This is a genomic window from Rhizobium aethiopicum (assembly GCF_014197535.1).
GTDB classification, from domain to species: Bacteria; Pseudomonadota; Alphaproteobacteria; order Rhizobiales; family Rhizobiaceae; genus Rhizobium; species Rhizobium aethiopicum_A.
Map to the genome: position 1 here is coordinate 1 of NZ_JACIFV010000038.1, position 26,096 is coordinate 26,096.

The 26,096-nt window shown below is 61.3% G+C and carries 28 protein-coding genes and 1 tRNA gene; 14 read left to right on the forward strand and 15 right to left on the reverse strand.

The window, feature by feature from the left end; translation table 11 throughout:
* From GGD53_RS29150 to GGD53_RS29170, 5 genes are all read right to left on the reverse strand, one after another.
* Positions 1 to 317 (reverse strand): electron transfer flavoprotein subunit beta/FixA family protein (locus tag GGD53_RS29150; RefSeq protein WP_432443138.1); only part of this gene is annotated, 317 nt, incomplete at its 3' end.
* A 184-nt stretch (positions 318 to 501) separates the two neighbouring features.
* On the reverse strand, positions 502 to 1,284 hold the full coding sequence (locus tag GGD53_RS29155) for a rhomboid family intramembrane serine protease (RefSeq protein ID WP_184460159.1): 783 nt from the start codon (positions 1,282 to 1,284) through the stop codon (positions 502 to 504).
* 32 nt (positions 1,285 to 1,316) lie between these two features.
* Positions 1,317 to 1,895 (reverse strand): cob(I)yrinic acid a,c-diamide adenosyltransferase, encoded by a 579-nt coding sequence (locus GGD53_RS29160; RefSeq protein WP_184460160.1) that lies wholly within the window; start codon positions 1,893 to 1,895, stop codon positions 1,317 to 1,319.
* Between the two features lie 247 nt (positions 1,896 to 2,142).
* On the reverse strand, positions 2,143 to 2,346 hold the full coding sequence (locus GGD53_RS29165) for a twin transmembrane helix small protein (RefSeq protein WP_184460161.1): 204 nt from the start codon (positions 2,344 to 2,346) through the stop codon (positions 2,143 to 2,145).
* An 18-nt stretch (positions 2,347 to 2,364) separates the two neighbouring features.
* A complete protein-coding gene (locus tag GGD53_RS29170; protein WP_184460162.1) occupies positions 2,365 to 3,198 on the reverse strand; it encodes an SDR family oxidoreductase in 834 nt (277 codons plus the stop codon).
* 75 nt (positions 3,199 to 3,273) lie between these two features.
* Here GGD53_RS29170 and GGD53_RS29175 point away from each other — a divergent pair, with 75 nt between their 5' ends.
* Positions 3,274 to 4,197, forward strand: a complete 924-nt coding sequence (locus GGD53_RS29175; protein WP_184460163.1) for a YihY/virulence factor BrkB family protein — start codon at positions 3,274 to 3,276, stop codon at positions 4,195 to 4,197.
* Here GGD53_RS29175 and gluQRS read toward each other — a convergent pair.
* Positions 4,162 to 5,043: a tRNA glutamyl-Q(34) synthetase GluQRS gene (gluQRS, locus tag GGD53_RS29180; RefSeq protein ID WP_184460164.1), complete on the reverse strand. Its 882-nt coding sequence runs from the start codon at positions 5,041 to 5,043 to the stop codon at positions 4,162 to 4,164. The genes GGD53_RS29175 and gluQRS overlap by 36 nt on opposite strands.
* Between gluQRS and GGD53_RS29185 the strand changes: the two genes are divergently transcribed.
* Both GGD53_RS29185 and GGD53_RS29190 read left to right on the forward strand, forming a co-directional pair.
* Positions 5,042 to 5,734, forward strand: coding sequence for a DNA-3-methyladenine glycosylase family protein (locus GGD53_RS29185; RefSeq protein WP_184460165.1), 693 nt, complete (start codon positions 5,042 to 5,044; stop codon positions 5,732 to 5,734). The genes gluQRS and GGD53_RS29185 overlap by 2 nt on opposite strands.
* Positions 5,735 to 5,845: 111 nt before the next feature.
* Positions 5,846 to 6,403 (forward strand): HNH endonuclease, encoded by a 558-nt coding sequence (locus GGD53_RS29190; RefSeq protein ID WP_064710619.1) that lies wholly within the window; start codon positions 5,846 to 5,848, stop codon positions 6,401 to 6,403.
* 10 nt (positions 6,404 to 6,413) lie between these two features.
* On the opposite strand, the gene GGD53_RS29195 is transcribed toward GGD53_RS29190, so the two are convergent.
* Together GGD53_RS29195 and GGD53_RS29200 are read right to left on the reverse strand one after the other, a co-directional pair.
* Positions 6,414 to 6,929 (reverse strand): disulfide bond formation protein B, encoded by a 516-nt coding sequence (locus GGD53_RS29195; protein ID WP_184460166.1) that lies wholly within the window; start codon positions 6,927 to 6,929, stop codon positions 6,414 to 6,416.
* Positions 6,930 to 6,951: 22 nt separating this feature from the next.
* Complete coding sequence (locus GGD53_RS29200) at positions 6,952 to 7,542, reverse strand: YqaA family protein (RefSeq protein ID WP_184460167.1); 591 nt, start codon at positions 7,540 to 7,542, stop codon at positions 6,952 to 6,954.
* Positions 7,543 to 7,737: 195 nt separating this feature from the next.
* Between GGD53_RS29200 and GGD53_RS29205 the strand changes: the two genes are divergently transcribed.
* Positions 7,738 to 8,028: a hypothetical protein gene (locus GGD53_RS29205; protein ID WP_184460205.1), complete on the forward strand. Its 291-nt coding sequence runs from the start codon at positions 7,738 to 7,740 to the stop codon at positions 8,026 to 8,028.
* Between the two features lie 16 nt (positions 8,029 to 8,044).
* Here the strand turns inward: GGD53_RS29205 and GGD53_RS29210 are convergent, their stop codons facing one another.
* Positions 8,045 to 9,790, reverse strand: a complete 1,746-nt coding sequence (locus GGD53_RS29210; protein WP_184460168.1) for a cation:proton antiporter — start codon at positions 9,788 to 9,790, stop codon at positions 8,045 to 8,047.
* A 209-nt stretch (positions 9,791 to 9,999) separates the two neighbouring features.
* Here GGD53_RS29210 and GGD53_RS29215 point away from each other — a divergent pair, with 209 nt between their 5' ends.
* Both GGD53_RS29215 and GGD53_RS29220 read left to right on the forward strand, forming a co-directional pair.
* Positions 10,000 to 10,281 carry a hypothetical protein gene (locus GGD53_RS29215; RefSeq protein ID WP_184460169.1) on the forward strand — a complete coding sequence of 94 codons (282 nt, stop codon included), beginning with the start codon at positions 10,000 to 10,002 and terminating at the stop codon, positions 10,279 to 10,281.
* 168 nt (positions 10,282 to 10,449) lie between these two features.
* Positions 10,450 to 10,737 (forward strand): hypothetical protein, encoded by a 288-nt coding sequence (locus tag GGD53_RS29220; RefSeq protein ID WP_064697599.1) that lies wholly within the window; start codon positions 10,450 to 10,452, stop codon positions 10,735 to 10,737.
* Between the two features lie 204 nt (positions 10,738 to 10,941).
* On the opposite strand, the gene GGD53_RS29225 is transcribed toward GGD53_RS29220, so the two are convergent.
* Together GGD53_RS29225 and GGD53_RS29230 are read right to left on the reverse strand one after the other, a co-directional pair.
* Positions 10,942 to 11,026, reverse strand: a tRNA-Leu gene (locus GGD53_RS29225).
* Positions 11,027 to 11,151: 125 nt separating this feature from the next.
* On the reverse strand, positions 11,152 to 12,447 hold the full coding sequence (locus GGD53_RS29230; protein WP_184460170.1) for an MFS transporter: 1,296 nt from the start codon (positions 12,445 to 12,447) through the stop codon (positions 11,152 to 11,154).
* 124 nt (positions 12,448 to 12,571) lie between these two features.
* Here GGD53_RS29230 and GGD53_RS29235 point away from each other — a divergent pair, with 124 nt between their 5' ends.
* A complete protein-coding gene (locus tag GGD53_RS29235; RefSeq protein WP_184460171.1) occupies positions 12,572 to 13,150 on the forward strand; it encodes a TetR/AcrR family transcriptional regulator in 579 nt (192 codons plus the stop codon).
* Positions 13,151 to 13,209: 59 nt separating this feature from the next.
* Here GGD53_RS29235 and GGD53_RS29240 read toward each other — a convergent pair whose 3' ends face one another.
* Positions 13,210 to 14,190, reverse strand: a complete 981-nt coding sequence (locus GGD53_RS29240) for an aldo/keto reductase (protein WP_184460172.1) — start codon at positions 14,188 to 14,190, stop codon at positions 13,210 to 13,212.
* A gap of 196 nt (positions 14,191 to 14,386) precedes the next feature.
* On the opposite strand from GGD53_RS29240, the gene GGD53_RS29245 reads away from it, so the two are divergent.
* Positions 14,387 to 16,015 carry an AMP-binding protein gene (locus GGD53_RS29245; RefSeq protein ID WP_184460173.1) on the forward strand — a complete coding sequence of 543 codons (1,629 nt, stop codon included), beginning with the start codon at positions 14,387 to 14,389 and terminating at the stop codon, positions 16,013 to 16,015.
* Between the two features lie 15 nt (positions 16,016 to 16,030).
* On the opposite strand, the gene GGD53_RS29250 is transcribed toward GGD53_RS29245, so the two are convergent.
* From GGD53_RS29250 to secA, 3 genes are all read right to left on the reverse strand, one after another.
* Positions 16,031 to 17,308: a GNAT family N-acetyltransferase gene (locus tag GGD53_RS29250; RefSeq protein WP_184460174.1), complete on the reverse strand. Its 1,278-nt coding sequence runs from the start codon at positions 17,306 to 17,308 to the stop codon at positions 16,031 to 16,033.
* On the reverse strand, positions 17,309 to 18,724 hold the full coding sequence (locus GGD53_RS29255) for a lipopolysaccharide biosynthesis protein (protein ID WP_184460175.1): 1,416 nt from the start codon (positions 18,722 to 18,724) through the stop codon (positions 17,309 to 17,311).
* A 178-nt stretch (positions 18,725 to 18,902) separates the two neighbouring features.
* Positions 18,903 to 21,617 (reverse strand): preprotein translocase subunit SecA, encoded by a 2,715-nt coding sequence (gene secA, locus GGD53_RS29260; protein WP_184460176.1) that lies wholly within the window; start codon positions 21,615 to 21,617, stop codon positions 18,903 to 18,905.
* 246 nt (positions 21,618 to 21,863) lie between these two features.
* On the opposite strand from secA, the gene GGD53_RS29265 reads away from it, so the two are divergent.
* The 6 genes from GGD53_RS29265 to GGD53_RS29290 all read left to right on the forward strand — a co-directional run bounded on the left by GGD53_RS29265 (position 21,864) and on the right by GGD53_RS29290 (position 26,095).
* Positions 21,864 to 22,745 carry a peptidylprolyl isomerase gene (locus GGD53_RS29265; protein ID WP_184460178.1) on the forward strand — a complete coding sequence of 294 codons (882 nt, stop codon included), beginning with the start codon at positions 21,864 to 21,866 and terminating at the stop codon, positions 22,743 to 22,745.
* Positions 22,746 to 22,858: 113 nt separating this feature from the next.
* Positions 22,859 to 24,100 carry a bifunctional glutamate N-acetyltransferase/amino-acid acetyltransferase ArgJ gene (gene argJ / locus GGD53_RS29270; RefSeq protein ID WP_184460206.1) on the forward strand — a complete coding sequence of 414 codons (1,242 nt, stop codon included), beginning with the start codon at positions 22,859 to 22,861 and terminating at the stop codon, positions 24,098 to 24,100.
* The gene (locus GGD53_RS29275; protein WP_184460180.1) at positions 24,081 to 24,887 is read left to right on the forward strand and encodes a GNAT family N-acetyltransferase; all 807 of its coding nucleotides are present in this window, start codon (positions 24,081 to 24,083) and stop codon (positions 24,885 to 24,887) included. Before argJ ends, GGD53_RS29275 begins: the two co-directional genes overlap by 20 nt.
* Positions 24,884 to 25,297, forward strand: a complete 414-nt coding sequence (gene mutT / locus GGD53_RS29280; protein WP_184460182.1) for an 8-oxo-dGTP diphosphatase MutT — start codon at positions 24,884 to 24,886, stop codon at positions 25,295 to 25,297. The genes GGD53_RS29275 and mutT overlap by 4 nt, the downstream gene beginning before the upstream one ends.
* Before the next feature lie 230 nt (positions 25,298 to 25,527).
* A complete protein-coding gene (locus GGD53_RS29285) occupies positions 25,528 to 25,845 on the forward strand; it encodes a hypothetical protein (RefSeq protein ID WP_184460207.1) in 318 nt (105 codons plus the stop codon).
* An 82-nt stretch (positions 25,846 to 25,927) separates the two neighbouring features.
* Positions 25,928 to 26,095, forward strand: coding sequence for a Flp family type IVb pilin (locus GGD53_RS29290; protein ID WP_184460184.1), 168 nt, complete (start codon positions 25,928 to 25,930; stop codon positions 26,093 to 26,095).
* The last annotated feature ends 1 nt before the right edge of the window (position 26,096 follow it).

The window sequence follows — 26,096 nt, forward strand, 5'->3', positions numbered from 1 at the left end:
TCGGCCACCGCTTTCAGGATCTTGGCCACAGCGAGCGGCTCGACTTGCTCGTCGGTCTCGACCAGGATCGCCCGGTCGGCGCCCATGGCGAGCGCCGTCCGTAGCGTCTCCTCGGCCTTGGCAGGGCCGATCGACACCACCACCACTTCTTCCGCCTTGCCGGCCTCCTTCAATCTCAGCGCCTCTTCCACCGAGATCTCGTCGAACGGGTTCATCGACATCTTCACATTGGCAAGCTCGACACCCGTGCCATCCGGCTTAACCCGGATCTTCACGTTGTAGTCGACTACCCGCTTGACGGGCACGAGAATCTTCATGGGGGCCTTCCTTCAAGAGAAACTGGTTTCAGGAGTTTTTTGAAAAATGCGCGTTCAGGCGCCGCTTCGATTGTCGAATGGCGACATGGATACGCGTTTTTCCTCCAAATACAACGCTTGCATGACGCCGGCTGGGAATCGCCCCGGCAATATATGGACGTTTACGTACACGTCAATATATCGATCAGCGCCGGCCTCGGCCCCAGGGAAGACGCTGCTCGCTGCGGCCGCCTGTGGCGGCCGCAACGGCGCCAGCTTCATCCCTGACGGCGCGGGGCGTGACGATTTCCCGGTCGAAGAGCGGCACGCCTGGACGGCGCAAGACGAGGATCAGCAGGGCACCGGCAAGGATGCCGCCGACATGGGCGCCCCAGGAAACATCGCCATCCGGCGCAATCGCCAGCATGAAGAATTGTTGTCCGATCCACAAAAGCAGCGGCACGAAGGCGGGCAGGGGCAAGGGCACGCGCAGGAACACCAGCACCCAGACCCTGACGCGCGGATGCAGCATGACATAGGCGGCAACGACGCCGGAGATCGCCCCGGAAGCGCCGACCAGCGGCGCTTCCGACGTCGTCGTCAGCAGACCGTGGCAAAGGGCGCCAGCAGCCGCGCAGAGGAGGTAGAAAAGCAGGAAACGCATATGCCCCATCGCATCCTCGACATTGTCGCCGAAGACCCAGAGAAAGACCATGTTGGAGGCCAGATGCCAGAAACCCGTATGGACGAGGGCATAGGTGAGATAGGTCAGCGGCTCCGGCACGATTTCCAATCCCTGTGCCAATTGCGCGTGCCCGAAGGCGATCGCCGGGATGAAGCCGAGACCGACCGTCGTCGCCTGGGCTGCCAGTTCGCTCTCCAAACTGGTGAAGAGCCAGACGGCGACGTTCAAGGTGATCAAGGCGAGAGTCACCCACTGAACCTTGATATGTTTCAGCGTATTGGCATCGTGAAGTGGTATGAACATAAGGCCCCCCGGCGATCGTGATCGCGGCAAACCTATCTGTTTTTTCCCGGAACCCAAAGCACATCCGCACGACCGCGGTCATTCGCATGACGGGCCGCGACGAAGAGGAAATCAGAGAGCCGATTGATATACTTCATCGCGGTTTCGCCAATGATCTCCCCGTCCGTGCGCGCAAGCGTGACCATCAGGCGCTCGGCCCGCCGCGCGATCGTGCGGGCCAGATGCAGATGCGCGGCAGCCGGGCTGCCGCCCGGCAGGATGAAGGATTTCAGCGGATCCAGATCGGCGTTGAGCCGGTCGATATCGCGTTCGATCCGCTCGACCTGCGTCTCGACGATCCGCAACGGCTCATAGGCCGAGGGCTCGCCGGTGTCGGGAGTGGCGAGATCGGCGCCGAGGTCGAAGAGATCGTTCTGGATCGACATCAGCATCACGTCGAGCTCGGGCAAGCCTGTCGTGTGAAGCCGCGCCAAGCCGATCGCGGAATTGGCCTCGTCGATCGTGCCGTAGGCGGCGACGCGCAGGTCGTCCTTCATGCGCCGAGGTCCGGAAACAAGACCGGTCGTGCCGTCGTCGCCTGTTTTGGTGTAGATCTTGTTGAGTTTCACCATGTCGCACCGCTTGGCGGGAGGATTGTCGCTTCACCCCAACCTCCGTCATGCTCGGGCTTGACCCGAGCATCCACGCCGCATCGATCAGCTGCCGTGGCATGGATCCTCGGCTCAAGGCCGAGGATGACGGAGAGTGGAGTTGGCCTTTTCGCCAAACTTGATGCTGCGTGAAGAGACACCTCATCCGGCATCACGGTCTCCTCGGTCATTCCCATTCGTCATCAAAACAACCACTCCATGGTTTCCGTCAGCTCGGACGGCCGCCGCCGGTCAGCCAGAGCGTCAGCATGATCAGGACGACGGCGATCGCCTGCAACAGGACGCGAAGCTGCATCAGCTTGTTGGAAAGGTTGGCATCACCGCCCTTCATCATGTTGAAGAGGCCGCGGATCAGCACGAGGGCGACGATGCCCATGACGATGATCGCAAGGATATAGGTGGCCGTGGACATGGTATTCAACTTTCTCGATCAATCGGTCCAGCGCATCAGATTGTAGAAGAGGTCCGCCGGAAGCAGCCGCTTCAGGAGCATGCCCTGTTTAGCCGGAGTCGTTACAGGATAATGTGGCCTTGGTCTTTTCGAGTTCAATGCGTGTTTCAATACCGAATAAACCGCGTCGGGGCCAAGTTTGTGGCGGTTGACCGGCCCCGAGCCGTCAAGCCTTGCCATCTGTCTGGCATAATCGGCGGCGTGCGGCGAATTCTCGAGGTCGATGTTTTCCCTGAACTTTGCGAGCGCCTTGGCGGTGAAACGCGTGGCGATCGGCCCGGGCTCGATCAGGCTCACATGGATGCCGCTGCCGTAGAGTTCCATGCGCAGGGTGATGCTGAGGCCCTCGAGGGCAAATTTCGAGGCGGTGTAGGCACCGCGATAGCGATAGGGAACCAAGCCGAGAATGGAGGAGCATTGCACGATCCGTCCGCGACCATGTTTGCGCATCGACGGAATGAGCTGTCGGGTCAATTCGTGCCAGCCGAAGAAGTTCGCTTCGAATTGCGCGCGGAGCGCCGTCGTCGACAGATCCTCGACGGCGCCAGGCTGGCCATAGGCACCGTTGTTGAAGAGCGCGTCGATGCGGCCGCCGCTGCGATCGAGGACCGCGGCTACCAGGTCGGAGATGGTGTCGACCCTGGCATAGTCCATCACGAAAGCTTCGATGCCGTCGGTTTCCAGTGCCGGCAGATCATCGGCCTTGCGCACTGTCGCAAAGACACGCCAGCCATCGGCTTTCAGCGCCCGGGCGCAGTAAGCGCCGATGCCGGAGGAACAGCCGGTGACGACGATTGTGCGCTGTTCCGCCATGGAATGATTCCTGTACAAAATGGGACTCGTTTCCCATATTCGGCCAGAGGATACAATCTGGAAGCCGGGGACGGAATGCGGAAGGCGCTGCGCACGATCTACGACGTGGTCTATGACGCGATCTGTCACATGGTCGAGGATGACGGCTTTGCCATGGCGAGCCACGTGGCGCTGTCGAGCCTGCTTGCGGTTTTCCCGTTCCTGATCTTCGGCACGGCGCTTGCAAGCTTCCTCGGCGCCGATCAGTTTTCCTCCACCGCCATTCACCTGATCTTCGACACCTGGCCGGAGGCGATCGCCAAGCCGCTCGCCGACCAGGTGCTCCAGGTCCTGACCATTCAGCGCGGCGGGCTGCTGACGATCTCGGTGCTGGCGGCGGCCTATTTCGCCTCGAACGGCGTCGAAGCGCTGCGCATCTCGCTCAACCGTGCCTATCGGGTGCAGGAAACGCGGCCGTGGTATTTCACCCGCCTCGCCAGCCTCGGCTATGTGCTGATTGCCGTCATCATCTTCGCGGCGATCAGCATCCTGCTGGTGGCGGTGCCATTGGCTCTCGACTATGCCCGGAAGTGGCTTCCGCTGTTTGCCGATACGCTCGACGTCGTCTTCAGCTGGCGCATCTACGGCACCCTTGTCGTGCTCACCGTCGGGCTGCTGGTCATGCATCTGTGGCTGCCGGCCGGCAAGCGGCGGGTGTTCGACGTCATTCCCGGCGTGCTGCTGACGCTGCTTCTGTGGCTGGCCGGCGCGTTGGTCTTTGCCTATTACCTTGCGACCTTCGCCAATTATACCGCGACCTATGCCGGTCTCGCCTCGGTGATGATCGTGCTGATCTTCCTCTACATGGTCGGCGTCATCTTCATCATCGGCGCAGAGATCAACGCGGCGCTGATCAAGTTCCGCGTCTTCCGGATGTTCTCGCACACGCTTTCGATCGTCGGCAGAGAGCGTGTCAAACGGCGGTCAGAGCCCGACAAGGCGGCGAATATCGGCCCCTGACATGCCCTGGGCACGCAATTCGGCAAGGCCGCTGTCACCTTCGCTTTTCGAAAGCTTACGGCCATCGGTGTCGAGAATGAGACGATGGTGGTGATAGAGGGGCTGCGGCAAGCCGAGCAGCACCTGCAGCAGCCGGTGCACCGATGTGGCGTGGAAGAGGTCGAGCCCGCGTACGACATGGGTGACGCCCTGCAGCGCATCGTCGACGACCACCGAAAGATGATAGCTCGAGGGGGCATCCGAGCGAGACAGGATGACATCTCCCCAGACGTCGGGTTCGGCGGCGATCTGGCCCGTCCTGCCGTCGCCGGTTTCGGTCCAGAATAGCAGTTCGCCGATCAGGTCGAGTGCCCTACGCATATCGAGCCGCCAGGCATGTTTTTTCCCGGAGGAAAGGATATCCCGCCATTCGGCCTCGGACCGCTCGCGATCAACCGGCGGGTAATGCGGCGTGCCATCGGGGTCGCGCGGCCAGGATTGGCCGGTTGCCTCGTAGGCGGAGACACGCGCCTTCACCTCACCGCGCGTCAAGAAAGCCGGGTAGACCAGGCCGCGCTCGATCAATGCGTGGAGCGCCGCCTGATATTCCGGGAAATGTTCCGACTGGCGCCGCACCGGGCTTTCCCAATCGATAGCAAGCCAGTCGAGGTCCCTCAGGATGCCGGCCTCGAATTCGGGGGTGCAGCGCGTCTGGTCGATATCCTCGATGCGCAGCAGCAGGCGGCCATTTTCGGCTTCGGCCATATCGCGGTTCAAAAAGGCCGACAGCGCATGGCCGAGATGCAGCGATCCGTTGGGACTCGGCGCAAAACGAAAGACAGGTTTTTGACGCTCGCTCGTGGTCATGCTTTCTTCTGCCACGGATTTTGGTTTCGAACCACTGGGAGGACGCGTGCAGATCATCCGCAACGGCGATGACGTCAGGCTGGGGCTCGAAGCATTGCTGCGCCTCGACCCACGCCTTGTGCCGATCGCAGCGGATGCAGGGCCTGTTCCACTGCGGCTGCGCGAACCCGGTTTTGCCGGCCTTGCCCATATCATCGTCTCGCAAATGGTCTCGCGCGCCAGCGCCGAGGCAATCTGGCGGCGCATGCTGCCGGCGGACGGGCCACTGACCGCCGAAGGTTACATGCTGCTGGCGCCCGAGGCCTGGCGGGAATTCGGCCTGTCGCGCGCCAAGGCCGACACGCTGTCGCGGATCGCTGACGCGGTTGCCTCCGGCCGCCTCGATCTTTCCGGCCTCTGCCTGAAGCCACCGGACGAAGCGCTTGGTGAACTCACCGCCTTGAAGGGCGTCGGTCCATGGACGGCGGAGGTCTATCTGATGTTCTGCGGCGGCCACGCCGATGTCTTTCCGGCCGGCGATGTGGCGCTCCAGAATGCCGTCGGCGCTGCGCTTGGACTTGCGGCGCGGCCGCAAACAAAGGCGCTTGCCAAGCTTTCGGAGATATGGTCGCCGTGGCGCTCCGTAGCGGCCCGGCTTTTCTGGGCCTATTACGCCACGAAAATGCGGCGCGACATGGTGCCGACCGGCTGATCGGCCACACTCTTCAAATTGCCTTTATCCTCTGAATTTATTGGACTTCACAATCCTGTAACAACCGGCCTAATATACAGGAGCAGATGCCGAATCGATCAGGAGAGTCCCTTGACGATTGCAGTCTCACCGCAGGCCCTGCCGGCGCTCGTCCTGAACGCTGACTACCGGCCGCTGAGTTATTACCCCTTGTCGCTCTGGTCCTGGCAGGACGCGATCAAGGCGGTATTTCTCGACCGTGTGAACATCATCGCGGAATATGAACATTCGGTTTCCTCACCGAGCTTTTCGATGCGGCTTCCGAGTGTCGTGTGCCTGAAGACTTACGTTCAGCCATCCCGCAATCCGGCTTTCACCCGGTTCAACGTCTTCCTGCGCGACCGGTTCGAGTGCCAGTATTGCGGCTCTCATGACGACCTGACTTTCGACCACGTCATCCCGCGCGCCCATGGCGGCGAGACGACCTGGGAGAATGTGGTGGCGGCCTGCTCGCCCTGCAATCTGCGCAAGGGCAGCAAGCTTCCGAAGCAGGCTGGTATGTTCCCGGCGCAGAAGCCCTATCAGCCGACGGTGCAGGACCTGCACAATAACGGCCGGCTGTTTCCGCCCAACTATTTGCATGAAAGCTGGCTCGACTATCTCTACTGGGATACCGAACTACAGCCCTGACAGGCTCGCCTCACGCAGATTTGCGGACGCCGACGAAGGCGAACGCTGCGAGCAAGATGCCGGCGAACACGTTCCAGCCTGCAAAAGACAGGCCAAGCACCCTGAGCGCCGCATCGGTGCAGGATGGGCCTTTGATCGTATTGAGCTCGGTCAGCAGATCGCCGGCGTTGCTCGTCATGCTGTTTGCGGTCGTCGAGCAGGTGGCCGGTCCCGGCCAGAAATGCCATTCCACGCCGGCGTGATAGACGCCCATGCCGGCCGTCACCAGCATCAGGATGCCGGCAGCAAGCAGCATTGCGCGGGAAATCCAGTTCGGCAGACCGGCAAGCTCGCAGATGGCAGCGAGAATGGCGATCGGGATGGCATAATAATAGGGCTGGCGCTGCAGCAGGCAGAGTGCGCAGGGAATATAGCCGCCGATATATTGGAAACCGAGCGCGGCGCCGACCACCGCCGCCATGCCGATAGCGAGCAATACGGAATAGGTAAAGCCGGGGCGGGCGAGCGGCGAGGAAGTGGCGGTCATGGCGGAACTCCGCAAAGTGGGCCTAGTGAGCGAAAGAGCGGTAGCCGACATATAGCACGATCACGGCACCGGCACCGATGCCGACGATCTGGCCGAGGCGCTTTTCGATGAAATGCCGGATCGGCTCGCCGTAGCGGCGCAGCAGCCAAGCGAGGAACAGGAAACGCGCGCCGCGCGCAACGATCGCCGAAACGATGAACAGACCGAGATTGACGTGGATGACGCCGGAGAGGATGGTCACGATCTTGATCGGCGGCAGATGTGCGAGACCTGATGTGACGAGCAGCAGCAGGATCCACTCGTAGGTGACATAGGCCTTCATCTGCTCAAAGGCATCGAGCTTGCCGTAGAATGCGAGAACCGGCCGCGCCACCGTCTCGTAGGCGTAAAAGCCGAGCGCCCAGCCGGCGATGCCGCCGAGCACGGAGGCGATGGTTGCAATCAGCGCATAGCGGTAGGAGCGTTCCGGCTTGGCAAGCGCCATCGGCAGAAACAGAACATCGGCGGGGACGAGAAAGACGGAGCTTTCGACGAAGGCGATGACGGCGAGCCAGACTTCGGCCGATTTGCGCGAGGCCAGAGACATGGTCCAGTCGTAAAGTCTGCGAAGCATTCCATTCCTTTCCTATTGCGGTGCGAAAAGCTTTAGGGGTCGTATGCGGCGCTGTAAATGCTCGCCCGTGTCCTTCGTGCCACCGCCGTCTAAAAATTTTGTGATGCGGAGGCGTCGCCGCCTTTCCCAAGATTTCATGTGATTGCGAATCGGCCATTCTGCGGCAAGGTTTACGTGGTCGACGTGCAGGGTGGAATGAGAATGTTCAAAGTGATCGAAGGCGGCCTTGGGCGGGCCGTGCAAATAAATGACCGGGCCGAAGCGGGGTCGGGACCGAGCCGGGAAGATGTGCGCCAGGAAGCGAACCGGCGGCTCAAGCAAAGTGGTTATCACCCGTCCCGCATTCGGGAATTTGTCACCGGCGTGCCGATGCTGGCCTCCCTGAAATACCTGTCGCTGCAGATCGATTTCGCAGCCGAGACCTTGTCGCGGCTCGACCCGATCCCGGACGATTTCCGCTCTGACGGCTATTGGCCAGCGGGTTGAGACGAGCGCCGCGCCCTCAGGACAGATCCATCGACTTTTCCCATTGCTGACGCAGGACGTTCATTTCCGTGCGTTTTTGCGCCATTTCGCTGACGATGGCGCGCAAGTTGGGATGATGCGACATGAACATATTGAAATCGCGCCGCTCGAGCACCTCGAACTGACAGAAGTCGACGGCGATGACGTCTGCCGTGCGCCTTCCGCCGCTCAGCAACGCCATTTCCCCGAAGAAGGCGCCCGGTTCCAGGCGGATCGCGCCGCTGGCGAGACGCACTTCGACCGCACCTGAGGAGATGAAATACATGCTGTCGCCGCGATCGCCGCGACGGATGACACGTTCGCCTGGTGGAGCCGACTTCGCCTTGAAGAGCAGCAGCAGCTCTTCCTGCGCATCCTCCCCGACCTGAGAGAACAGCGGAAAGGTTTCGATCAGCTGCTGCATCTTCAGCTGATGCTGGCGTTCTCGTTCCTCGCCGAGCGCCCTGATCTTTTCCAGTTCTTTGCCGAGCGTCTTCTGCCTCTTTCTGCCGAAACTTTCGAAGAGGGAGGGCCATTGCGCATGGATATGTTTCTTCAGGCCCTCGGTTGCGACGATCACGATCGGGTTGAGTGTGATCGACAGGATCGCTGCGGCAAGGATCAGATCCTGGCCTTCATGCGGCAGAAGCCCGAGCGAGACGCCGAGGCCGGCGAGGATGAAGGAAAATTCGCCGATCTGGGCAAGGCCGCCGGCCAAGGTCAGCCCCATGCCGATCGGATATCGCAGCAGCATGACGATGGCGAAGGTGATGACGGCCTTGCCGAGAATGACGAGCGCCAGGGCGCCGATCACGGCCAGCGGCTGGCGAATCAGGATCGAGGGGTCAAAGAGCATGCCGACCGAGACGAAGAACAGCACGGAGAAGGCGTTTTGCAAGGGCAGTGAATCGGCCGCTGCTCTGTGGCTGAGCTGGGATTCACTCATGACGACGCCGGCGAAAAAGGCGCCGAGTGCAAAGGAGACGCCGAAAATCGCCGCCGAGCCGAAAGCGATGCCGAGCGCGATCGCCAGCACCGTCAGCGTGAAGAGTTCGCGCGAGCCGGTGCGGGCGATCATCGTCAGCAGCCAGGGCACGATACGGGGGCCGAGGAAGATCGCCATGGCGGCGAAGGCCAGCACCTTGAACAAGGTCAGTCCGATCGTCAGCATCAGCGGCAGCTCACCGAGGCCGTGATTGGTATCGAGGGCGTGGCCGCCGAGAAGCTCTGCCAGCGCCGGCAGTAGCACCAGCGCCAGCACCATCACCAGATCCTCGACGATCAGCCAGCCGACGGCGACGCGCCCGCTCGGCGCATTGACGAGATTGCGTTCCTCCAGCGCCTTCAGGAGTACGACCGTACTCGCCACCGAGAGGCTGAGCCCGAAGACGACACCGGCGCCGAGGCTCCAGCCCCAGAGCATGCAGAGGCCGATGCCCAGCAGAGTGGCCAGGATAATTCGGCCGATCGCGCCCGGTACGGCGATCCCGCGTACGGCAAGCAGGTCGGAAGCGGAAAAATGCAGGCCGACGCCGAACATCAGCAGGATGACGCCCATTTCGGCAAGCTGGCCGGCAAGGGCGGTATCGGCCACGAAGCCTGGCGTGAGCGGCCCGATCAGGATGCCGGCCATCAGATAGCCGACGAGCGGCGGCAGCCGCAGCCGGTCGGCGCCATAACCGAGGACCGCCGCGAAAACGAAACTGACGGCGACCGTCGCAATGAGTCCCACTTCCTGATGCACGTCTGTCCTCGCCTGATGGTAACGGCCGCCACCTTGGACGAAGCGCAAGCAAAATTAAACAGTTGATTTGCGTTTTGCGGCTGCTCTGGGAGGTGTCGGCTTGGTCGCGAACAATAAATTCCCCGTCCATTCGAGAATGACAGGGTTGCCGCTGATGTCGGAACCACTTCCCTTTTGCTTCGTTGGCCCTTTAGACAAGGAGAAACGACATGAGAAAGATCATTCTGAACTGTGCCGTGACGGCCCTTGCCGCCTGCTCGTTTGCAGCGCCTGTTCTCGCCGACAGCGTCTATGTCAGGGAGCGTTCCTATGACGATGACTATCGTTACGAGCGGGTGCGGCCCGGCATCACCATCAGCGAGCGCGGCGTGACCTTCGGCGCGCGCGAACGCGAGCATCGCCGCTATCGACATGATGGCTGCGAAACCAGGAGCGTCACCCGTCAGACCGATGAAGGCGAAGTGACCAGGACGGTTAGGCGCTGCTATTGACGAAAATTCGCGACAAAGTCGAAGCCCGGCTCACAAGAGCCGGGTTTTCGCCTTTCGCGTGGCACGCACGCGTAATGCGGTGGTGGAAGTGATCAGGCGGTGTTATGAGCACCCTTTCGTTCGAAGCGCATTTTCGGCGCACAGAACCCCGCACAGGAATTTTTCAGTATGATTGAGCTTACCCCATCCCAGATCGTTGCACTCAAACTCGCCAAGGCCGGAGATCTCTATCCTCAGCCGGCGAATAAATGGACGCATCAGAACGCGACGGTGACCTACGCGAAGACCGACCGCTGGAAAGAGCGGCCGCAGAAGGTGAAATCGGTCACGGCTAAGACGCTGGGCGAGTTGAAAGAGCCGGGCTTCCTTGAGCGGCGTCACCTCGACGATGACGCGTCAAAAGATGTCTACGGCATCACGATGGCCGGCAAGATGTGGCTGCTGAAGAACAAGTAGTTTCGGGCAGATGTGAATTCGTTCCGTGCTTCCGCGTCAGCTTGATGATGCGAAGGCGCGACACGATTGTATTCGGGATGATGGTGCCGCTAAGCGGAGCATCATCGAACCAGTCCGCCTTCGTTCCTGACGGAACTACGGCGCGACAGCCTCCGCTTGGCTTCTCTCTTCGGTTCGCCGAGCCGAAGCTCTTAGAGCGGAGGCTGGTGCCCCATGCCGGGGTCGAACCAGCACTTCTTTCGAAACTCGATTTTGAGTCGAGCGCGTCTACCAATTCCGCCAATGGGGCAACGGATACGGACGGGCGGCTGTCTAACATGCGAGCGCCCGCGCGCGCAAGACGGGCCGGCGAAGTTATCGCAATGAAGCGTTTGGAGGATCCGGCCTGGTTTCGAGGCCGGATCCTGTTTCATATCAGTGGGCGACGGCGGGTGCCGGGTTGGTCAGGCCGGACTTCTTCAGCGTGATCGCCAGGATCGAAGCCAAGAGGCAGAAGGCGCCGGCGACGAAGAAGGCGGGCAGATAGCTCGACAGCTCCGTGCGCGACAGGCCGGCGCCATAGGCGGCGGTGGCGGCGCCCAGCTGATGGCCGGCAAAGACCCAGCCGAAGACGAGGCCGGCCTTTTCGCGGCCGAACCGGTCGGCGGCAATCTTGACGGTCGGCGGCACGGTGGCGATCCAGTCGAGACCGTAGAAGATCGCGAAGATCGAGAGCCCGTAAAAGCTGAAATCGCTGAAGGGCAGATAAAGCAGCGAGAGACCGCGCAGGCCGTAATACCAGAACAGCAGCCAACGATTGTCGAAGCGGTCGGAGAGCCAGCCGGAGCCGATGGTGCCGAAGAAATCGAAGATGCCCATGACGGCAAGCACGCTGGCGGCGGCTACCGGCACGATCCCGAAATCGCCGCACAGGGTGACGAAATGGGTCTGGATCAGGCCGTTGGTGCTGAGGCCGCAGATGAAGAAGGTGGCAAACAGGATCCAGAAAGTCGAGGTCGTCGAGATTTCGCGGAGCGTGGTGATCGGCGTCATCAGCGCAGTGCCGAGTGTCGTGCGGGCCGGCGCAGGCGCGACATGGGCTTCTCCCAATAATGGCAGGTTCACGTCGGAGGGGCGGTCGCGCATGAAGAGAAGGACGAGAAGGGCCGCCGCCATGATCATGGCGCAGACGAAAAATACGGTGGCGCGCCAGCCGTAACGTTCGGTGAGTTCTGCCATCAACGGCAGGAAGACAAGCTGGCCGGTTGCCGAACTTGCCGAGAGCATGCCGACGACAAGGCCGCGGTGCTTGACGAACCAGCGCGTCGAAACCGTTGCCGCCAGCACCATGGCCGTCAGGCCGGTGCCGAAGCCGACGACGATGCCCCACAGCGCCAGCAGATGCCAAAGCTTGGTCATGAACAGCGAACCGATGAAGCCTGAGCCGATCAGTGCCAGTGCAAAGACGATGACCTTTCGCACGCCGAAATAATTCATGAAGGCAGCGGCGAACGGACCCATGAAACCGAAAAGGAGCAAGCGAATCGCCAGAGCGGAGGAAATCTGCGACGTTTCCCAGCCGAACTCGTCCTGGAGCGGCTTGATGAGGACGCCGGGGGCGCCCATGGCGCCGGCCGTCACCAGCATGGTCAGGAAGGTCGCGGCAACAACGACCCAACCGTAATGAATGTTGCGCCGCGCAAGGGAGGAGGCAAGAACTGCTGAAACCATGAGGGGATTCCATTCGAATTCAGGAAGGGAAGACAGAACCGATTTACATGATGGTCATCATATTTCTTGCCTATTGATGATGGACATCATATATTTTGTCAAGCGACGATTTCTGGAGATGAAGATGCGGGTCAGCCGCGAAAAATTTGCCGAGAACCGCGAGAGGATTCTCAGTGTTGCCGGCGTGCTCTTTCGCGAGAACGGCTTCGACGGCGTCGGCGTCGCCGACATCATGAGGGCGGCGGGGCTGACGCATGGCGGATTCTACGGCCACTTCAGTTCGAAGGACGAGCTGGCGCTTGAGGTCAGCCGCAAGCTGATCGACAAGGTCGAGACGCGCTGGAGGGAACATATTGCCGAGTCACCCGACCGGCCGCTGCAGGCACTTCTCGACCATTATATTCACTGGCGTACGGTTGACGATCCGGGCGGCGGCTGTGTTTTTGCGACTTTGATTCAGGAGGTGAGTCGCAGCCGCGGCGCGATGCGGGCGGTCTTCAGCGACGGGCTGTCCGTATTGGTCGATACACTTGCCGATATCGTTCCCGGCGAGACCGAGGAGGAGCGCCGCGCCAATGCAGCGACGACGCTCTCGTCGATGATGGGGGCCGTTATTCTTGCCCGCGCCGTCGAGGACCGGGCGCTTGCCGAGCAGTTTCTGGTGACGATGCGTCGGCATCTCGATCCCGGCAGCCGAGCATAAGCCCGAGCGCGGAAGCCGATGTTCCGACCCTCTCCAGTCTGCCGAGCGAGATGCCGCGGCTACTTGAAGCCGGCGATGGCGTGCGGGATGTAGGGCGCTTCGAGTGCTGCGATTTCCTCGGCAGTGAGTTTGACCGACAGCGAGGCAACGGCATCCGTCAGGTGGTTCGGTTTGGATGCGCCGATGATCGGCGCAGTCACCACGCTCTTCTGCAGGATCCAGGCGGTGGCGACCTGGGCGCGGGAAATGCCGCGGGCTCCGGCGATTTCGGCCACGGCATCGACGATGTTGCGGTCGGCATCGATGGACTGCGTGTATAGCGTCTTGCCGAATTCGTCGGTTTCGCTGCGCGCCGTCGTTTCGTCCCAGTCGCGGGTCAGGCGGCCGCGGGCCAGCGGGCTCCAGGGAATGACGGCGATCTTCTGGTCTTCACAGAAGGGCAGCATTTCGCGCTCTTCCTCGCGGTAGAGCAGGTTCAGGTGGTTCTGCATACTGACGAACTCGGTCCAGCCGTTCAGCCGGGAGACATAGAGCGCCTTGGCGAATTGCCAGGCATACATGGATGAGGCGCCGATATACCGCGCCTTGCCCGATTTGACGACGTCATGCAGCGCTTCCAGCGTTTCCTCGATCGGCGTCGTATAGTCGAAACGATGGATCTGGTAGAGGTCGACATAGTCGGTGCCGAGGCGGCGCAGGCTATTGTCGATCTCGTCGAAAATCGCTTTGCGCGACAGACCGGCGCCGTTCGGGCCCGGCCGCATACGGTTGAACACCTTGGTCGCCAACACGATGTCCTCGCGTTTGGCGAAGTCTTTGATGGCACGGCCGACGATCTCCTCCGAGGAGCCGTTGGAATAGGTGTTGGCGGTGTCGAGGAAATTGATGCCGAGGTCGATCGCCTGCTTGATCATCGTCCGGCTTTCCTCTTCCCGCAGGCTCCAGGCATGATTGCCGCGGGCAGGGTCGCCGAAGGTCATGCAGCCCAGACAGATTTTCGAGACTTCGAGTCCGGTCTTTCCGAATTTGACGTATTCCATGAAACGCTCCAAGACTTGAGATAACCCCGCGCGGCGTTTCATGAACTAGTGCGCAACCGCCAAAGTCGCAGGGGCTGAATGAACAATCTGCGGACTATGCGTACAATGGTGCGTGATCGGCTGCCGTTTTTCTCTGCAGCTTGCGCATCCGCGCCGCAAGGTGTTAGCTGCTGCAGCATTTCACCGGAATTCGACTATGCGACTGCCGTCCTTCGATCGCTACGACGATCTCTATCGCGATTTCTCCTGGCGGATTCCCGAGGATTTCAACATCGGCCGCGCGGTTAGCGACGATTGGGCCGCGAAAGATCCGAAGCGCGTCTGCCTAGAGCATTTCGACCCGGATGGCGAGCATCTTTCGCTGACTTACGGCGAGCTTTCCGGTTGCTCCTCCATGTTCGCCAATGCACTGACTTCGCTCGACATCCAGCGAGGCGATCGAGTCGCCCTGCTGATGCCTCAGTCCTTCGAGACCGTGGTCGCTCATGTCGCGATCTACAAAATGGGTGCAATCGCCTTGCCGCTAGCGCTGCTCTTCGGCGTCGATGCGCTCGAATATAGGCTGAGGATTTCGGGTGCGGCGGCAATCATCACCAATGATTTCGGCCTCGATCGTATCCGGCAAATTCGCGATCGGCTACCGGAGCTCAGACATGTGATCAGCCTCGATAATGCGCCCGACGCTCTTTCCTTTGCCGATCTGATCGTGTCGTATGAGCCCTTCTTCAAGGGAGAAAAGACGACTCCCGACGACCCGGCGCTGATGATCTTTACGTCAGGCACGACGGGGCCGCCCAAGGGCGCGCTGCACGGCCACCGCGTTCTGCCCGGCCATATCCCCGGCATGCAGTTCGCCCATGAAGGTTTTCCGAAAGTGGGCGACAAGGTCTGGACGCCGTCCGACTGGGCCTGGGCGGGTGGTTTGCTGAATGCGCTGCTGCCAAGCCTTCTTCTCGGGATTCCGGTCGTCTCGTCGCCGGCGCAGAAATTCGATCCCCATATGGCTTATCGGATCATGGCGGAGATGGATGTGCGCAACGCCTTCATTCCGCCGACAGCGCTCAGGCTGATGCGATCCGTTTCTGATCCGCGCTCGAAGTATGATCTGGTGCTGCGGACCATCGGCTCGGCCGGCGAGGCGCTCGGCCGCGAGACCTATGAATGGGCGCGTCGCGTGCTCGGGATCACCGTCAATGAATTCTACGGCCAGACGGAGTGCAATTTCGTGCTCTCGTCGAGCGCTGCCTATGGCGTGACCAAGGCCGGCGCCATAGGCCGGGCGGTGCCGGGACATCGCGTCGCGATCATCAACGATGCGGGCGACGAATTGCCGGCAGGCGAATCCGGTCAGATCGCCATCGCCAGTCCCGATCCCGTCATGTTCCTCGGTTATTGGAACGATCAGGCAGCGACAGAGAAAAAATTCGTCAAGGGCTGGCTGCTTACCGGCGATATCGGCCGGCAGGACGAAGACGGCTACGTCACCTTCGAGGGCCGCGACGACGACGTCATCACATCCTCCGGATATCGCATCGGCCCGGCCGAGATCGAGGATTGCCTGATCGGCCACCCCGCCGTGCAGCTTGCCGCGGCCGTCGGCAAACCCGATACGGTGCGCACCGAGATCGTCAAGGCCTATATCGTGCTGTCACCCGGTCATTTGCCGAGCGAGGCGCTGGCCGCCGAAATCAGGGAATGGGTGAAGATGCGGCTTTCGATGCACGAATATCCGCGCGAAGTGGAATTCGTCGAATCATTACCGTTGACGACAACCGGCAAAGTCATCCGCCGGCTGCTGCGGGAGAAAGCTGCGGCTGAGGGCTAAGCACCAGGAGATGCTTTAGCCTCGGCCAGCGAGCGACATGATCTTCTCGCGCAGCATCTTCGCCATGTTACGCGTGCTGCGATACATGTGGAGCTGGGCGGCGGCCTGCCGCATGTCGCGGTCGCCGTTCTGGGTCAGGCCGATGACCAGAGTTCCCATCTCCTCGCGCTCCTGCCAGAAACGGCTCATGATCGGATGGTCGGAGACGGCGCAGGAATCCGAGCGCACGATATTGGCGTCATCGAGGTGCCATTCCGTCAGTTCGCTCATCAAGAGCTTGCCCGGCGAATAGCGGGCATAGTTCTCGTCATAGGCGGTCTTCCAGGTATAGGCCTCGCCGCCCATCATCAACACCACGATGGCGGCGATCGCTTTGCCGTTGAGATCGATCGTATGGATGCGCACGGCGTCGACGGCGGCGAGGTTTGAGACGGCTTCGCGCGCGAAGGCAGTATGGTAGCGATCGGTGACGAGAGCGCTTCGCCGTTTGCCCTTCCAGCCGCCTGCCTCCATCGCCAGGAATTCCTCGAAACGGACGTGGACGTCGCGCGGCTGGCGGGCAACGGCATAGACCGCCGTTCCCTGTTCCTCCAGCAGGCGCCACTGTCGGCGCATCTCACGCATGTGTGACGACGAGATGGTTTTGCCGAGATAGGCGGGCGCCTCTTCCTCACTCTGCAGCATCGGGCGCAGATAGGGATTGGTCACGGTGAGCGGAAGGTTGCGGCTGAGCGCCACGGCCTTGAGCATGCGCACGAAAATGCCGTTCAATCTCAGATCCGGCAAGACCAGTGTGCTCGGCAGGTTGAGATCGGGAACGGTCAGTCCTTCGAAGAAATTGTCGAGGGTTTCGGCCGCATCTTCGCTGTCGACGAGCGGTGTGCCGAGCGGACCGAAGCTGTTCGACCAGCCGCGGATGATCGAGGGGCCGACGGCAAAACCCGGTCTGTCAACGGAAAACGGCAGGAGGAAGCGCATGCGGCTGCGGCCTGCGCTGTGATCGCGAATGAGGGCGAAATTGACCTGACGGTCTTCGATCCGCGGCATGGCTGGCGCAAGGAAGCGGCCGGAGAAAAAGACGTTCGGTTCCCACGCCCGGTTGGACAGGAAGTCGAGCTCATCCTGAAGTTCGTAGCCGAGCTTGCCGGGGTAGAGGCAGAGCTCGCGCCCCGGCCGGCCGATCTCGGCACGGGCCTCGGCCTGCGGGGCTTCAAAGTGCAGCGCCGCGAGCTCATGGATCATGCGGTTGGTGATGCTGTCGGTGCTTTCGGTGACGGGGGGCAGGCGCACCATCTATCGAACTCTCATTTCTGGCGTTGCGGCGGAGGGGCTGGCGAAGGCGAAGAGGACGATGCCGAGCGTGCGGCGCACGGCCACATGCAGGAGGATAGCCTCGACCGCCATGGCCGAGGCCGTGGCGACGGCAGTGCCTTCGATGCCGTAATGCGGGATCAAAGCAAGGTTGAGGCCGACATTGGCGGCCAATGCGCCGGCATAGAGCGCCACACAGAGGTTCTGCTTGCCCGCCATCATCAGCAGAGTTTCAGCCGGGCCGACCAGTGACTTGGCAAGGATGCCGGCGAGCAGAATCGCCATGACAAGATAACCTGACGTGAAGGCGCCGCCGAACAGCGACAGCAGCAGATGGCCGGCCGCGAGCACAACGAGGCCGACCCCGAGCGCCGGCCAGAAGGTCCAGCGGGCGGCGTCGGCGGCGGCGTTGGCGAGCTGGGATTGATTGCCTTCGGCTATGATCGAGGAAAAGCGCGGACCGGAAGCGGCCTTGACCGAGAAATTGATGAAATGCACCAGGGCCATGGTCTTAGCGGCGGCGAAATAGATGGCGACGTCGTGCGGTTCAAGGAAAATCCCGACGACGATGACGTCGGAATTGGTGAGCAGAAAGCTCACGCCCTCGATCAGGAAGATCGGGAAGGCGACACTGAGCCAGGCGAGGAAATCGATTTTGCGCGGACCTTCGTCATAGTGCCGGCGAAGGCGATAGAGTGTCGCGCCATAGTGGCCCAGCGCGGTGACGAAGGTGGCGGCAAGTGCTGCCTGCATGGCGGTGACGGCCGTATGCTCTGCGCCCATTGCAATCGCGATCAGCATGAAGGCGATGATGAGAATCGGCCGGACGATATAGACCGGGCTCAGCGCCATCACCGGCCAATGGTTCGCCCGCGACGTGCCTTCCAGAATATCGCCGAGCGCGATCATCGGCATGGCAAGCAGGCCGAGGAAGATTGGGACGAGATAATAGGTCTCGATCCTATCGCCGAAGAAATGCAGTCCGATCATGCCGGCGGCGAGCATCACTGTGCCGGAAAGCATCGCAAAGATGCGTGCCGTGCCGGTCAGGCCGCGGATTTCATCGAAGGCGCCCGCCGCCTTGTACTGCGGCAGAAAGCGGACGATGGCGGTGTGGAAGCCAAGGCAGGAGAGATCGCCGAAGACGACGATCAGCACCCAGACGAAAACGAAGATGCCATATTCATATTCGCCCATCAGCCGTGCGAGCGCGATCTGCGAGATAAAGGCAAGCGCGGCGCTGAGGATACGGATCGAGAAGGCCGTCAGCGCCATCCGCCGGGCGACGGCTTTTTCGCCGCCTTCGGTGAGCATGGCGGCAAGCATGCGCAGCGAGCGGCCGCCGATCGGGCGCAGGCCCGCGGGCAGCAGTTTCTCCGCTGTTTCTATGACCGCCATGATGAACACGCAAAACTCTGAGGTCAGGCAAATCGTCCCTGAAGTCTTGACAGCACAGGGTTAAGAAACGGTTCCGGATCGGGTCGCCATTCGGCTGGGAAGGCCGGGTTTTCGGTGCTGCCGCAAAAAAAAGAAAATGCCGCCGGGAGGCGGCATTTTCAGCTTTTCGCGATTTGCCTCAGACCTGCTCGAAGGCGCCGTGGCAATGCTTGTATTTCTTGCCGGAGCCGCAAGGGCAAGCTTCGTTGCGCCCGACCTTGCCCCAGGTGGCGGGGTCGTCCGGATTGCGGTTCTCGGGTGCGACGATGACTTCGGAAGCCTGGTAGATTGGGGCGAAATCGTCCTCGCCGGTCGTCGGATCGAGATGATGGGCCTGCATTAGCGGCGGTTCGGGCTCAGCGGGGGCCTGCTGCACCAGCTCGACGCGCATCAGCTGGGCGGTGACGGCCTCGCGCAGATTGTTGAGGAGGCCGGTGAAGAGTTCGAAGGCTTCGGACTTGTATTCCTGCAGCGGATCGCGCTGGGCATAGCCGCGGAAACCGATGACGGAGCGCAGATGGTCGAGGTTGACGATATGCTCGCGCCAGAGATGGTCGAGCGTCTGCATGACGATCGAGCGTTCGACATAATGCATGATGTCGTCGCCGAAGCGCTCGGCCTTTTCGGTAAAGAGGGCATTGGCGGCTTGCGTCAGGCGCTCGCGAATGTCGTCTTCGCCGATGCCTTCTTCCTTGAACCACTCCTCGATCGGCAGATCGAGGTTCAGGATGTTGGCAACGCCGGTCTTCAGGCCGACGGCATCCCATTGTTCGGCATAGGCGCGCTCGGGGATGTGCTTTTCGACCAGATCCTCGATCACTTCGCGGCGCATGTCGGAGACGGTCTCGGAAATATTGGCCGATTCCATCAGTTCGAGACGCTGCTCGAAAATCACCTTGCGCTGATCGTTGAGGACGTCGTCATACTTCAGCAGATTCTTGCGGATATCGAAGTTGCGGGCTTCGACCTTCTTCTGCGCGCGCTCGAGAGCCTTGTTGATCCAGGGATGGACGATCGCCTCGCCCTCCTTGAGGCCGAGCTTGGTCAGCATGCTGTCCATGCGATCGGAACCGAAGATGCGCATCAGGTCGTCCTGAAGCGAAAGGTAGAATTTCGAACGGCCGGGGTCGCCCTGACGGCCGGAGCGGCCGCGGAGCTGGTTGTCGATGCGCCGGCTCTCGTGGCGTTCGGTTGCGATGACGTAGAGACCGCCGGCGGCGAGCGCCTTCTGCTTGAGCTCCTTGATCTCCTCGACGATCGCCTGGATCCTGGCGTCGCGCTCCGGACCGGCCTCGAGTTCGCCGAGCTCGCGCTCGATGCGCATATCCAGGTTGCCGCCGAGCTGAATGTCGGTGCCGCGGCCGGCCATGTTGGTGGCGATCGTAACGGCGCCCGGCACGCCGGCCTGGGCGACGATATAGGCTTCCTGCTCGTGGTAGCGGGCGTTCAGCACCTGGAAGTTGTCGAAGCCCTGCTTGCGCATGCGCTCGGCGAGCAGCTCCGACTTCTCGATCGACGTCGTACCGACGAGCACCGGCTGGCCGCGCTTATGGGCATCGAGGATTTCGTCGATGATCGCCTTGAACTTCTCGTCGAAGGTCCGATAGACCTCGTCGTCCTCATCGATACGCTTGATAGGCAGGTTGGTCGGGACTTCGATGACATCGAGATTGTAGATGTTGCCGAATTCTTCCGCTTCCGTCTGCGCCGTGCCGGTCATGCCGGCGAGCTTGTCGTACATGCGGAAGTAGTTCTGGAAAGTGATCGACGCCAGCGTCTGGTTTTCCGGCTGGATCTGCACCTTTTCCTTGGCTTCGAGCGCCTGGTGCTGGCCTTCCGAATAACGCCGGCCCGGCATCATGCGGCCGGTGAATTCGTCGATGATGACGACTTCGTCGTTGCGGACGATATAGTCCTTGTCGCGCTGGAAGAGCTTGTGGGCCTTCAGCGCATTGTTGATGTGGTGGACGATCGCGACGTTCTCGATGTCGTAGAGCGCGTTACCCTTCAAGAGGCCGGCCTGACGCAGCAGGTTTTCCAGCTTCTCGGTGCCCTCTTCGGAGAAGTTGGCGGAACGCTGCTTCTCGTCGATCTCGTAATCGCTGGGCGCGAGCAGCGGAATGAAGGCGTCGATCGTATTGTAGAGCTCGGAGCGGTCGTCGAGCGGACCGGAGATGATCAGCGGCGTGCGCGCTTCGTCGACGAGGATCGAGTCGACTTCGTCGACGATCGCGAAATTGTGGCCGCGCTGAACCATCTGGTTCTTCTCGTACTTCATGTTATCGCGCAGATAATCGAAGCCGAGCTCGTTGTTGGTGGCATAGGTGATGTCGCAGGCGTAGGCCGCGCGACGCTCTTCGTCGGACAGGCCGTGAACGATGACGCCGGTGGTCATGCCGAGGAAGCTGTAGACGCGGCCCATGGTTGCGGCATCGCGCTGGGCAAGATAGTCGTTGACGGTGACGACGTGGACGCCCTTGCCGGAAAGCGCGTTCAGATAGACCGGCAGGGTGGCGACGAGGGTTTTGCCTTCGCCGGTCTTCATCTCGGCGATCGCATTCGAATGCAGGATCATGCCGCCGATCAGCTGTACGTCAAAAGGTCGCAGGCCGAGAACGCGGCGCGAAGCCTCGCGCACGACGGCAAAGGCGGGGATCAGGATGTCGTCGAGCGTCTTGCCCTCGGCGAGAAGGGCGCGGAACTCGACGGTCTTTGCCGCGAGCTGCTCGTCCGTCAGCGCCTTCGTCTTCTCTTCGATGGAGTTGATCGCGGCGACGTTCGGCTGGTAGGATCGCACTCGGCGATCATTGGACGACCCAAATAACTTGCGGGCTATACCGCCAAAGCTGACCATGTGACTGGTCCTTTCTCAATATTCATCCGCGACGTTTCTTGTCCGCGGCCCAGCCGAAAATCAGGCGCACGCCTTGAAACGCCCGGAAACTGTTCTGGACGCGAGGTTGCGTGACAGATAAGAGGGGGGTCGAATGATGTCAACGGATTTGGCGGATACAGAAAGGCCACAATCCGGTGTTGATGGCTATTTTGAGCTGGAACAGGCGATGCTGAAGCCGGCGATGTAACTGTGAAGGGTTATTTGATGTTGAGCACCAATAAATTCGCCGTGCTGGCGTTTGCAACTTTTGTTGCATTCCAGGCTCCGGCCCATGCAGAGGACGCTGTTGTCGCCAAGGTCGGCAATCTGGAGATCCACCAGTCTGAGCTCGATCTCGCCGTCGCCAACCTCGATCCGCAGCTGGCGCAGCTTCCGGACGACCAGAAGAAGGTCGCAGCGCTGTCCGCCGCCATCGATGTGAAGCTGCTTGCGGCCGGCGCGACGACGGAGAAGCTCGACCAGACCGACGAATTCAAGAAGCGCATGCAGTACCTAACTGATCGCGAGCTTCACAATGCCTATTTCAAGAAGCACGTCGTCGACACCGTGACCCCCGACGAAATCAAGGCTCGTTACGACAAGGAAGTCGCTGCCCTGCCGAAGCAGGAGGAAGTCCACGCCCGCCACATCCTGGTCAAGACCGAGGACGAAGCCAAGGACATCATCAAGCAACTCGACGCCGGCAAGGATTTCGCTGAACTCGCCAAGGAAAAATCCACCGATCCGAACAAGTCGGAAGGCGGCGATCTCGGCTATTTCTCGCGCGGCCGTATGGTGAAGGAATTCGAGGACGCGGCCTTCGCGCTCGAGAAGGGTGCCTATTCGAAAACGCCCGTCAAGACCGATTTCGGCTATCATGTCATCAAGGTCGAGGACAAGCGTGACGCTCCGCCGCCGCCTTTCGACCAGGTGCAGGACCAGGTTCGTCAGCTCGTCATGCGCGACAAGTATCTCGCCCTCCTCAACCAGGCCAAGTCGTCTGCCAAGATCGAGATTTCGGACGAGACGCTGCGCAAGGGTTACGACGAGGCCAACAAGCAGCCGGAGCCGGGCAGCGAGCCCGCCCAGCCGGCGCCGAAGCAGTAATATTCGCATCAGGGCCCGGTTCTTCCGGGCCCTTCCTTATCGTTGTTGTCGCATTTCCGGACGGCGAGCCGGTTCTTTCAGTCGCCGGGAAATGCTCATTGGCAGGTTTCATCATGTCCGGTTCCGTTTCGCCGCTCGCCCCGAAATCCTTCGTTCCGATGCCTTCGCTGCGCGGCGTGCGCATGGCGACGGCCTCGGCCGGCATCAAGTACAAGAACCGCACCGACGTGCTGATGATGGTCTTCGATAAGCCGGCATCGGTCGCAGGCGTCTTCACCCGTTCCAAATGCCCCTCCGCGCCAGTCGATTTCTGCCGCGCGAACCTGCCGCACGGCACTGCGCGCGCCGTCGTCGTCAATTCCGGCAACGCCAATGCCTTTACCGGCATGAAGGGCCGCCAGGCGACCGCGCTGACGGCGAAGTCGGCTGCGGCGGCCGTCGGCTGCGGCGAAAACGAGATCTATCTGGCATCGACCGGCGTCATCGGCGAGCCGCTCGACGCCACCAAATTCTCAGGCGTCCTTGACAGGATGCAGGCCGAGGCGACCGGCGATTTTTGGTTCGAAGCCGCCAAGGCGATCATGACGACCGATACCTACCCAAAGGTTTCGACCCGCAGCGCCGAGATCGGCGGTGTGGCCGTGACGATCAACGGCATTGCCAAAGGCGCCGGCATGATTGCGCCCGACATGGCGACGATGCTCTCCTTCGTCGTCACCGATGCCGACATTGCGTCCGAAGCGCTGCAGGCGCTTCTGTCCGACGGCGTCGGGCCGACCTTCAATTCCATGACCGTCGACAGCGACACGTCCACCTCCGACACGCTGATGCTGTTTGCGACGGGAGCTGCGGCCGAGGACGGCCAGGCCCGCATCGAACGCGCCGACGATCCGCGCCTCGCCGCCTTCCGCGCCGCGCTCAACGAAGTGCTGAAGGACCTGTCGCTGCAGGTTGTGCGCGACGGCGAAGGCGCCACCAAGATGCTCGAAATCACTGTGACGGGCGCCGAGAGCGATGCCGCCGCCAAGCGCATTGCGCTGTCGATCGCCAATTCGCCGCTGGTCAAGACGGCTGCCGCCGGCGAAGACGCCAATTGGGGCCGTATCGTCATGGCGGTCGGCAAATCCGGCGAGATGGCCGACCGCGACCGGCTCGCCATCTGGTTCGGGGACATCAGGGTCGCCGTCAACGGCGAACGTGACCCGGATTATTCCGAGGCAGCCGCGTCAAACGTCATGAAAGCGCAGGATATCCCCGTCAAAGTCGATATCGGCCTCGGCAGTGGGTCGGCGACCGTCTGGACCTGCGACCTCACCAAGGAATATGTTGCAATCAATGGCGACTATCGGAGCTGATCGTCCATTGGTGCAGGCATCCATATCTTCAAAGAATCTGCCGTTGGTCCGCAGGCTGGAGGCCGTCGGCTTTCGCGCCTGGCCGGCGGCATCCGTGCAATATGACGGCAGCTGGCAGGTGCGGCTGACGGCGGGCCACCCGTCCAACCGGCTGAATTCCATCGTACCGCTCGACCCCTCGGACCATCGCGATGTCGAGATCCGTCTGGAAAAGGCGAGCCGGAAGTTCGAGGCCTATGGCCGCGCCGCCGTGGTCCGTCAGACGCCGCTCGCCTCGCCGGTGCTGATCGAGCTTCTCAGCGCCCGGAACTGGACACGGTTCGACGAGACCATGGTGATGACCTGCGATCTCACCGAGGCTGAGCTGCCGGACACTCTCGATCATCTGCCGACCCACGATGTCGGCCGTTTCGTCGATGCCAACCTGGCGGTCGACAAGGCGCCGCTGAGCCTGAAGCCGGCGCTTGCCGAAATCATTTCGGCGATCAAGCCACCGTCGGGTCTGTTCATGATCGAGAATGCCGTGGAGGGACCGCTCGCGACCGTGCTCTGCGTCCAGGACAACGATCTTGCCGGCATCATGTCGCTTTCAGTCTGCGAAACGCGGCGGCGCGAGGGGCTCGGCACCGAAATCCTGACCTCGGCGCTGCGCTGGGCGCGCATGCGCAGCGCCCGCTCGGCCTGGCTGCAGGTCAGGCTTTCCAATCGCCCGGCCATCGCGCTCTACGAGCGCCTCGGTTTTCGCGACGCCTATCATTATTGCTATTGGCAGCGAGGTCCGCGATGAGCGAGGCTGGCCGAAAACTATTGCTGGTCGCCGCCTGTGCGCTGATCGATGCCGATGGGCGTATCCTATTGGCACAGCGTCCGGAGGGAAAGTCGCTGGCCGGGCTTTGGGAGTTTCCCGGAGGGAAAGTCGAGCCCGGCGAGACTCCGGAGGAGACGCTGGTGCGCGAGCTCGAGGAAGAGCTTGGTGTCAAGACCAAGATCGCCTGCCTGGCGCCGCTCACCTTTGCCAGCCATTCCTACGAGACGTTCCACTTGTTGATGCCGCTCTATATCTGCCGGCGTTATGAAGGGATTGCCCAAGGCCTTGAGGGGCAGGCTTTGAAATGGGTGCGGGCGCAGGCGCTGCGCGACTACCCCATGCCGCCCGCCGACGAGCCGCTTATCCCGATGCTGCAGGATTTACTTTAAAGCGAGTCCCGTTGAACTTGATTGGTGCGATGCGCTTTAGATTGTTATTCGACAGGAAGTCGTTATCCCGGAACCGCTGCAGACTTCCGGCCGACATGTATTAGCATTGGCTGATTTTTATTGTGCCGCAGCGTTTTCGGCTGTGGATATTAATGGATCGTTTAACACCTTCTGCCAAAGATCGGCCTCAATCAAGCATCTGGCGTGCGTGTATTAAAAGGCTTGACGTCATGGACGATGATTTCTGGAAAGCTGTCCGGGAAAAGGAACGGGCTTCGTCTGCCTCGCGCAGGACGGGTGCGCTCAATATCGCCCTTCTGTTCGGCACGGCGGTGGTCGCGTTGACGTTGATTCTGACGCCCATGCTTGCGGATTCCTCGAAGAAAAGCGTCTTTGCGAGCGCACCGGTCGATTTCGATACGATCACGACCGGATCGATTCCGAAGAACGAAAGCGGCAAGCACTATACCATTCGTCGTAGCGTCCTTCAGGACACGCCCGGCTCAGTCTGCGTCGTCCAAGGCTACGGCGGCGGTGCCGGTTGCTGAAGCCGGATGATTGGAATGGCGGCCATCGCCCGGTGGCTGTGGAATTGATCGTTGCAGGCGGTTCACGCAGAAGGTTGGGGTAATGCGTCTTTGGAAAGCATTTCTTGCAGATGACACCGGCGCGACGGCGGTCGAATACGGCCTGATCGCCGCCATCATTTGCACAGCGCTTGTCTCCGGTCTCGGCATCTTCACGGGCAGCCTGCAGAACGTCTTCAACGTGGTTACCAACAATATCACCATCAATTGAC

Coding starts and splice junctions, on each gene's coding strand:
- GGD53_RS29155 (WP_184460159.1), bottom strand. CDS start 1,284: ATGTTCATACCACTTCACGATGCCAATACGCTGAAACATATCAAGGTT.
- GGD53_RS29160 (WP_184460160.1), bottom strand. CDS start 1,895: ATGGTGAAACTCAACAAGATCTACACCAAAACAGGCGACGACGGCACG.
- GGD53_RS29165 (WP_184460161.1), bottom strand. CDS start 2,346: ATGTCCACGGCCACCTATATCCTTGCGATCATCGTCATGGGCATCGTC.
- GGD53_RS29170 (WP_184460162.1), bottom strand. CDS start 3,198: ATGGCGGAACAGCGCACAATCGTCGTCACCGGCTGTTCCTCCGGCATC.
- GGD53_RS29175 (WP_184460163.1), top strand. CDS start 3,274: ATGCGGAAGGCGCTGCGCACGATCTACGACGTGGTCTATGACGCGATC.
- GGD53_RS29185 (WP_184460165.1), top strand. CDS start 5,042: ATGCTTTCTTCTGCCACGGATTTTGGTTTCGAACCACTGGGAGGACGC.
- gluQRS (WP_184460164.1), bottom strand. CDS start 5,043: ATGACCACGAGCGAGCGTCAAAAACCTGTCTTTCGTTTTGCGCCGAGT.
- GGD53_RS29195 (WP_184460166.1), bottom strand. CDS start 6,929: ATGACCGCCACTTCCTCGCCGCTCGCCCGCCCCGGCTTTACCTATTCC.
- GGD53_RS29200 (WP_184460167.1), bottom strand. CDS start 7,542: ATGCTTCGCAGACTTTACGACTGGACCATGTCTCTGGCCTCGCGCAAA.
- GGD53_RS29205 (WP_184460205.1), top strand. CDS start 7,738: ATGAGAATGTTCAAAGTGATCGAAGGCGGCCTTGGGCGGGCCGTGCAA.
- GGD53_RS29215 (WP_184460169.1), top strand. CDS start 10,000: ATGAGAAAGATCATTCTGAACTGTGCCGTGACGGCCCTTGCCGCCTGC.
- GGD53_RS29220 (WP_064697599.1), top strand. CDS start 10,450: ATGATTGAGCTTACCCCATCCCAGATCGTTGCACTCAAACTCGCCAAG.
- GGD53_RS29230 (WP_184460170.1), bottom strand. CDS start 12,447: ATGGTTTCAGCAGTTCTTGCCTCCTCCCTTGCGCGGCGCAACATTCAT.
- GGD53_RS29235 (WP_184460171.1), top strand. CDS start 12,572: ATGCGGGTCAGCCGCGAAAAATTTGCCGAGAACCGCGAGAGGATTCTC.
- GGD53_RS29240 (WP_184460172.1), bottom strand. CDS start 14,190: ATGGAATACGTCAAATTCGGAAAGACCGGACTCGAAGTCTCGAAAATC.
- GGD53_RS29245 (WP_184460173.1), top strand. CDS start 14,387: ATGCGACTGCCGTCCTTCGATCGCTACGACGATCTCTATCGCGATTTC.
- GGD53_RS29250 (WP_184460174.1), bottom strand. CDS start 17,308: ATGGTGCGCCTGCCCCCCGTCACCGAAAGCACCGACAGCATCACCAAC.
- GGD53_RS29255 (WP_184460175.1), bottom strand. CDS start 18,724: ATGGCGGTCATAGAAACAGCGGAGAAACTGCTGCCCGCGGGCCTGCGC.
- secA (WP_184460176.1), bottom strand. CDS start 21,617: ATGGTCAGCTTTGGCGGTATAGCCCGCAAGTTATTTGGGTCGTCCAAT.
- GGD53_RS29265 (WP_184460178.1), top strand. CDS start 21,864: ATGTTGAGCACCAATAAATTCGCCGTGCTGGCGTTTGCAACTTTTGTT.
- argJ (WP_184460206.1), top strand. CDS start 22,859: ATGTCCGGTTCCGTTTCGCCGCTCGCCCCGAAATCCTTCGTTCCGATG.
- GGD53_RS29275 (WP_184460180.1), top strand. CDS start 24,081: ATGGCGACTATCGGAGCTGATCGTCCATTGGTGCAGGCATCCATATCT.
- mutT (WP_184460182.1), top strand. CDS start 24,884: ATGAGCGAGGCTGGCCGAAAACTATTGCTGGTCGCCGCCTGTGCGCTG.
- GGD53_RS29285 (WP_184460207.1), top strand. CDS start 25,528: ATGGACGATGATTTCTGGAAAGCTGTCCGGGAAAAGGAACGGGCTTCG.
- GGD53_RS29290 (WP_184460184.1), top strand. CDS start 25,928: ATGCGTCTTTGGAAAGCATTTCTTGCAGATGACACCGGCGCGACGGCG.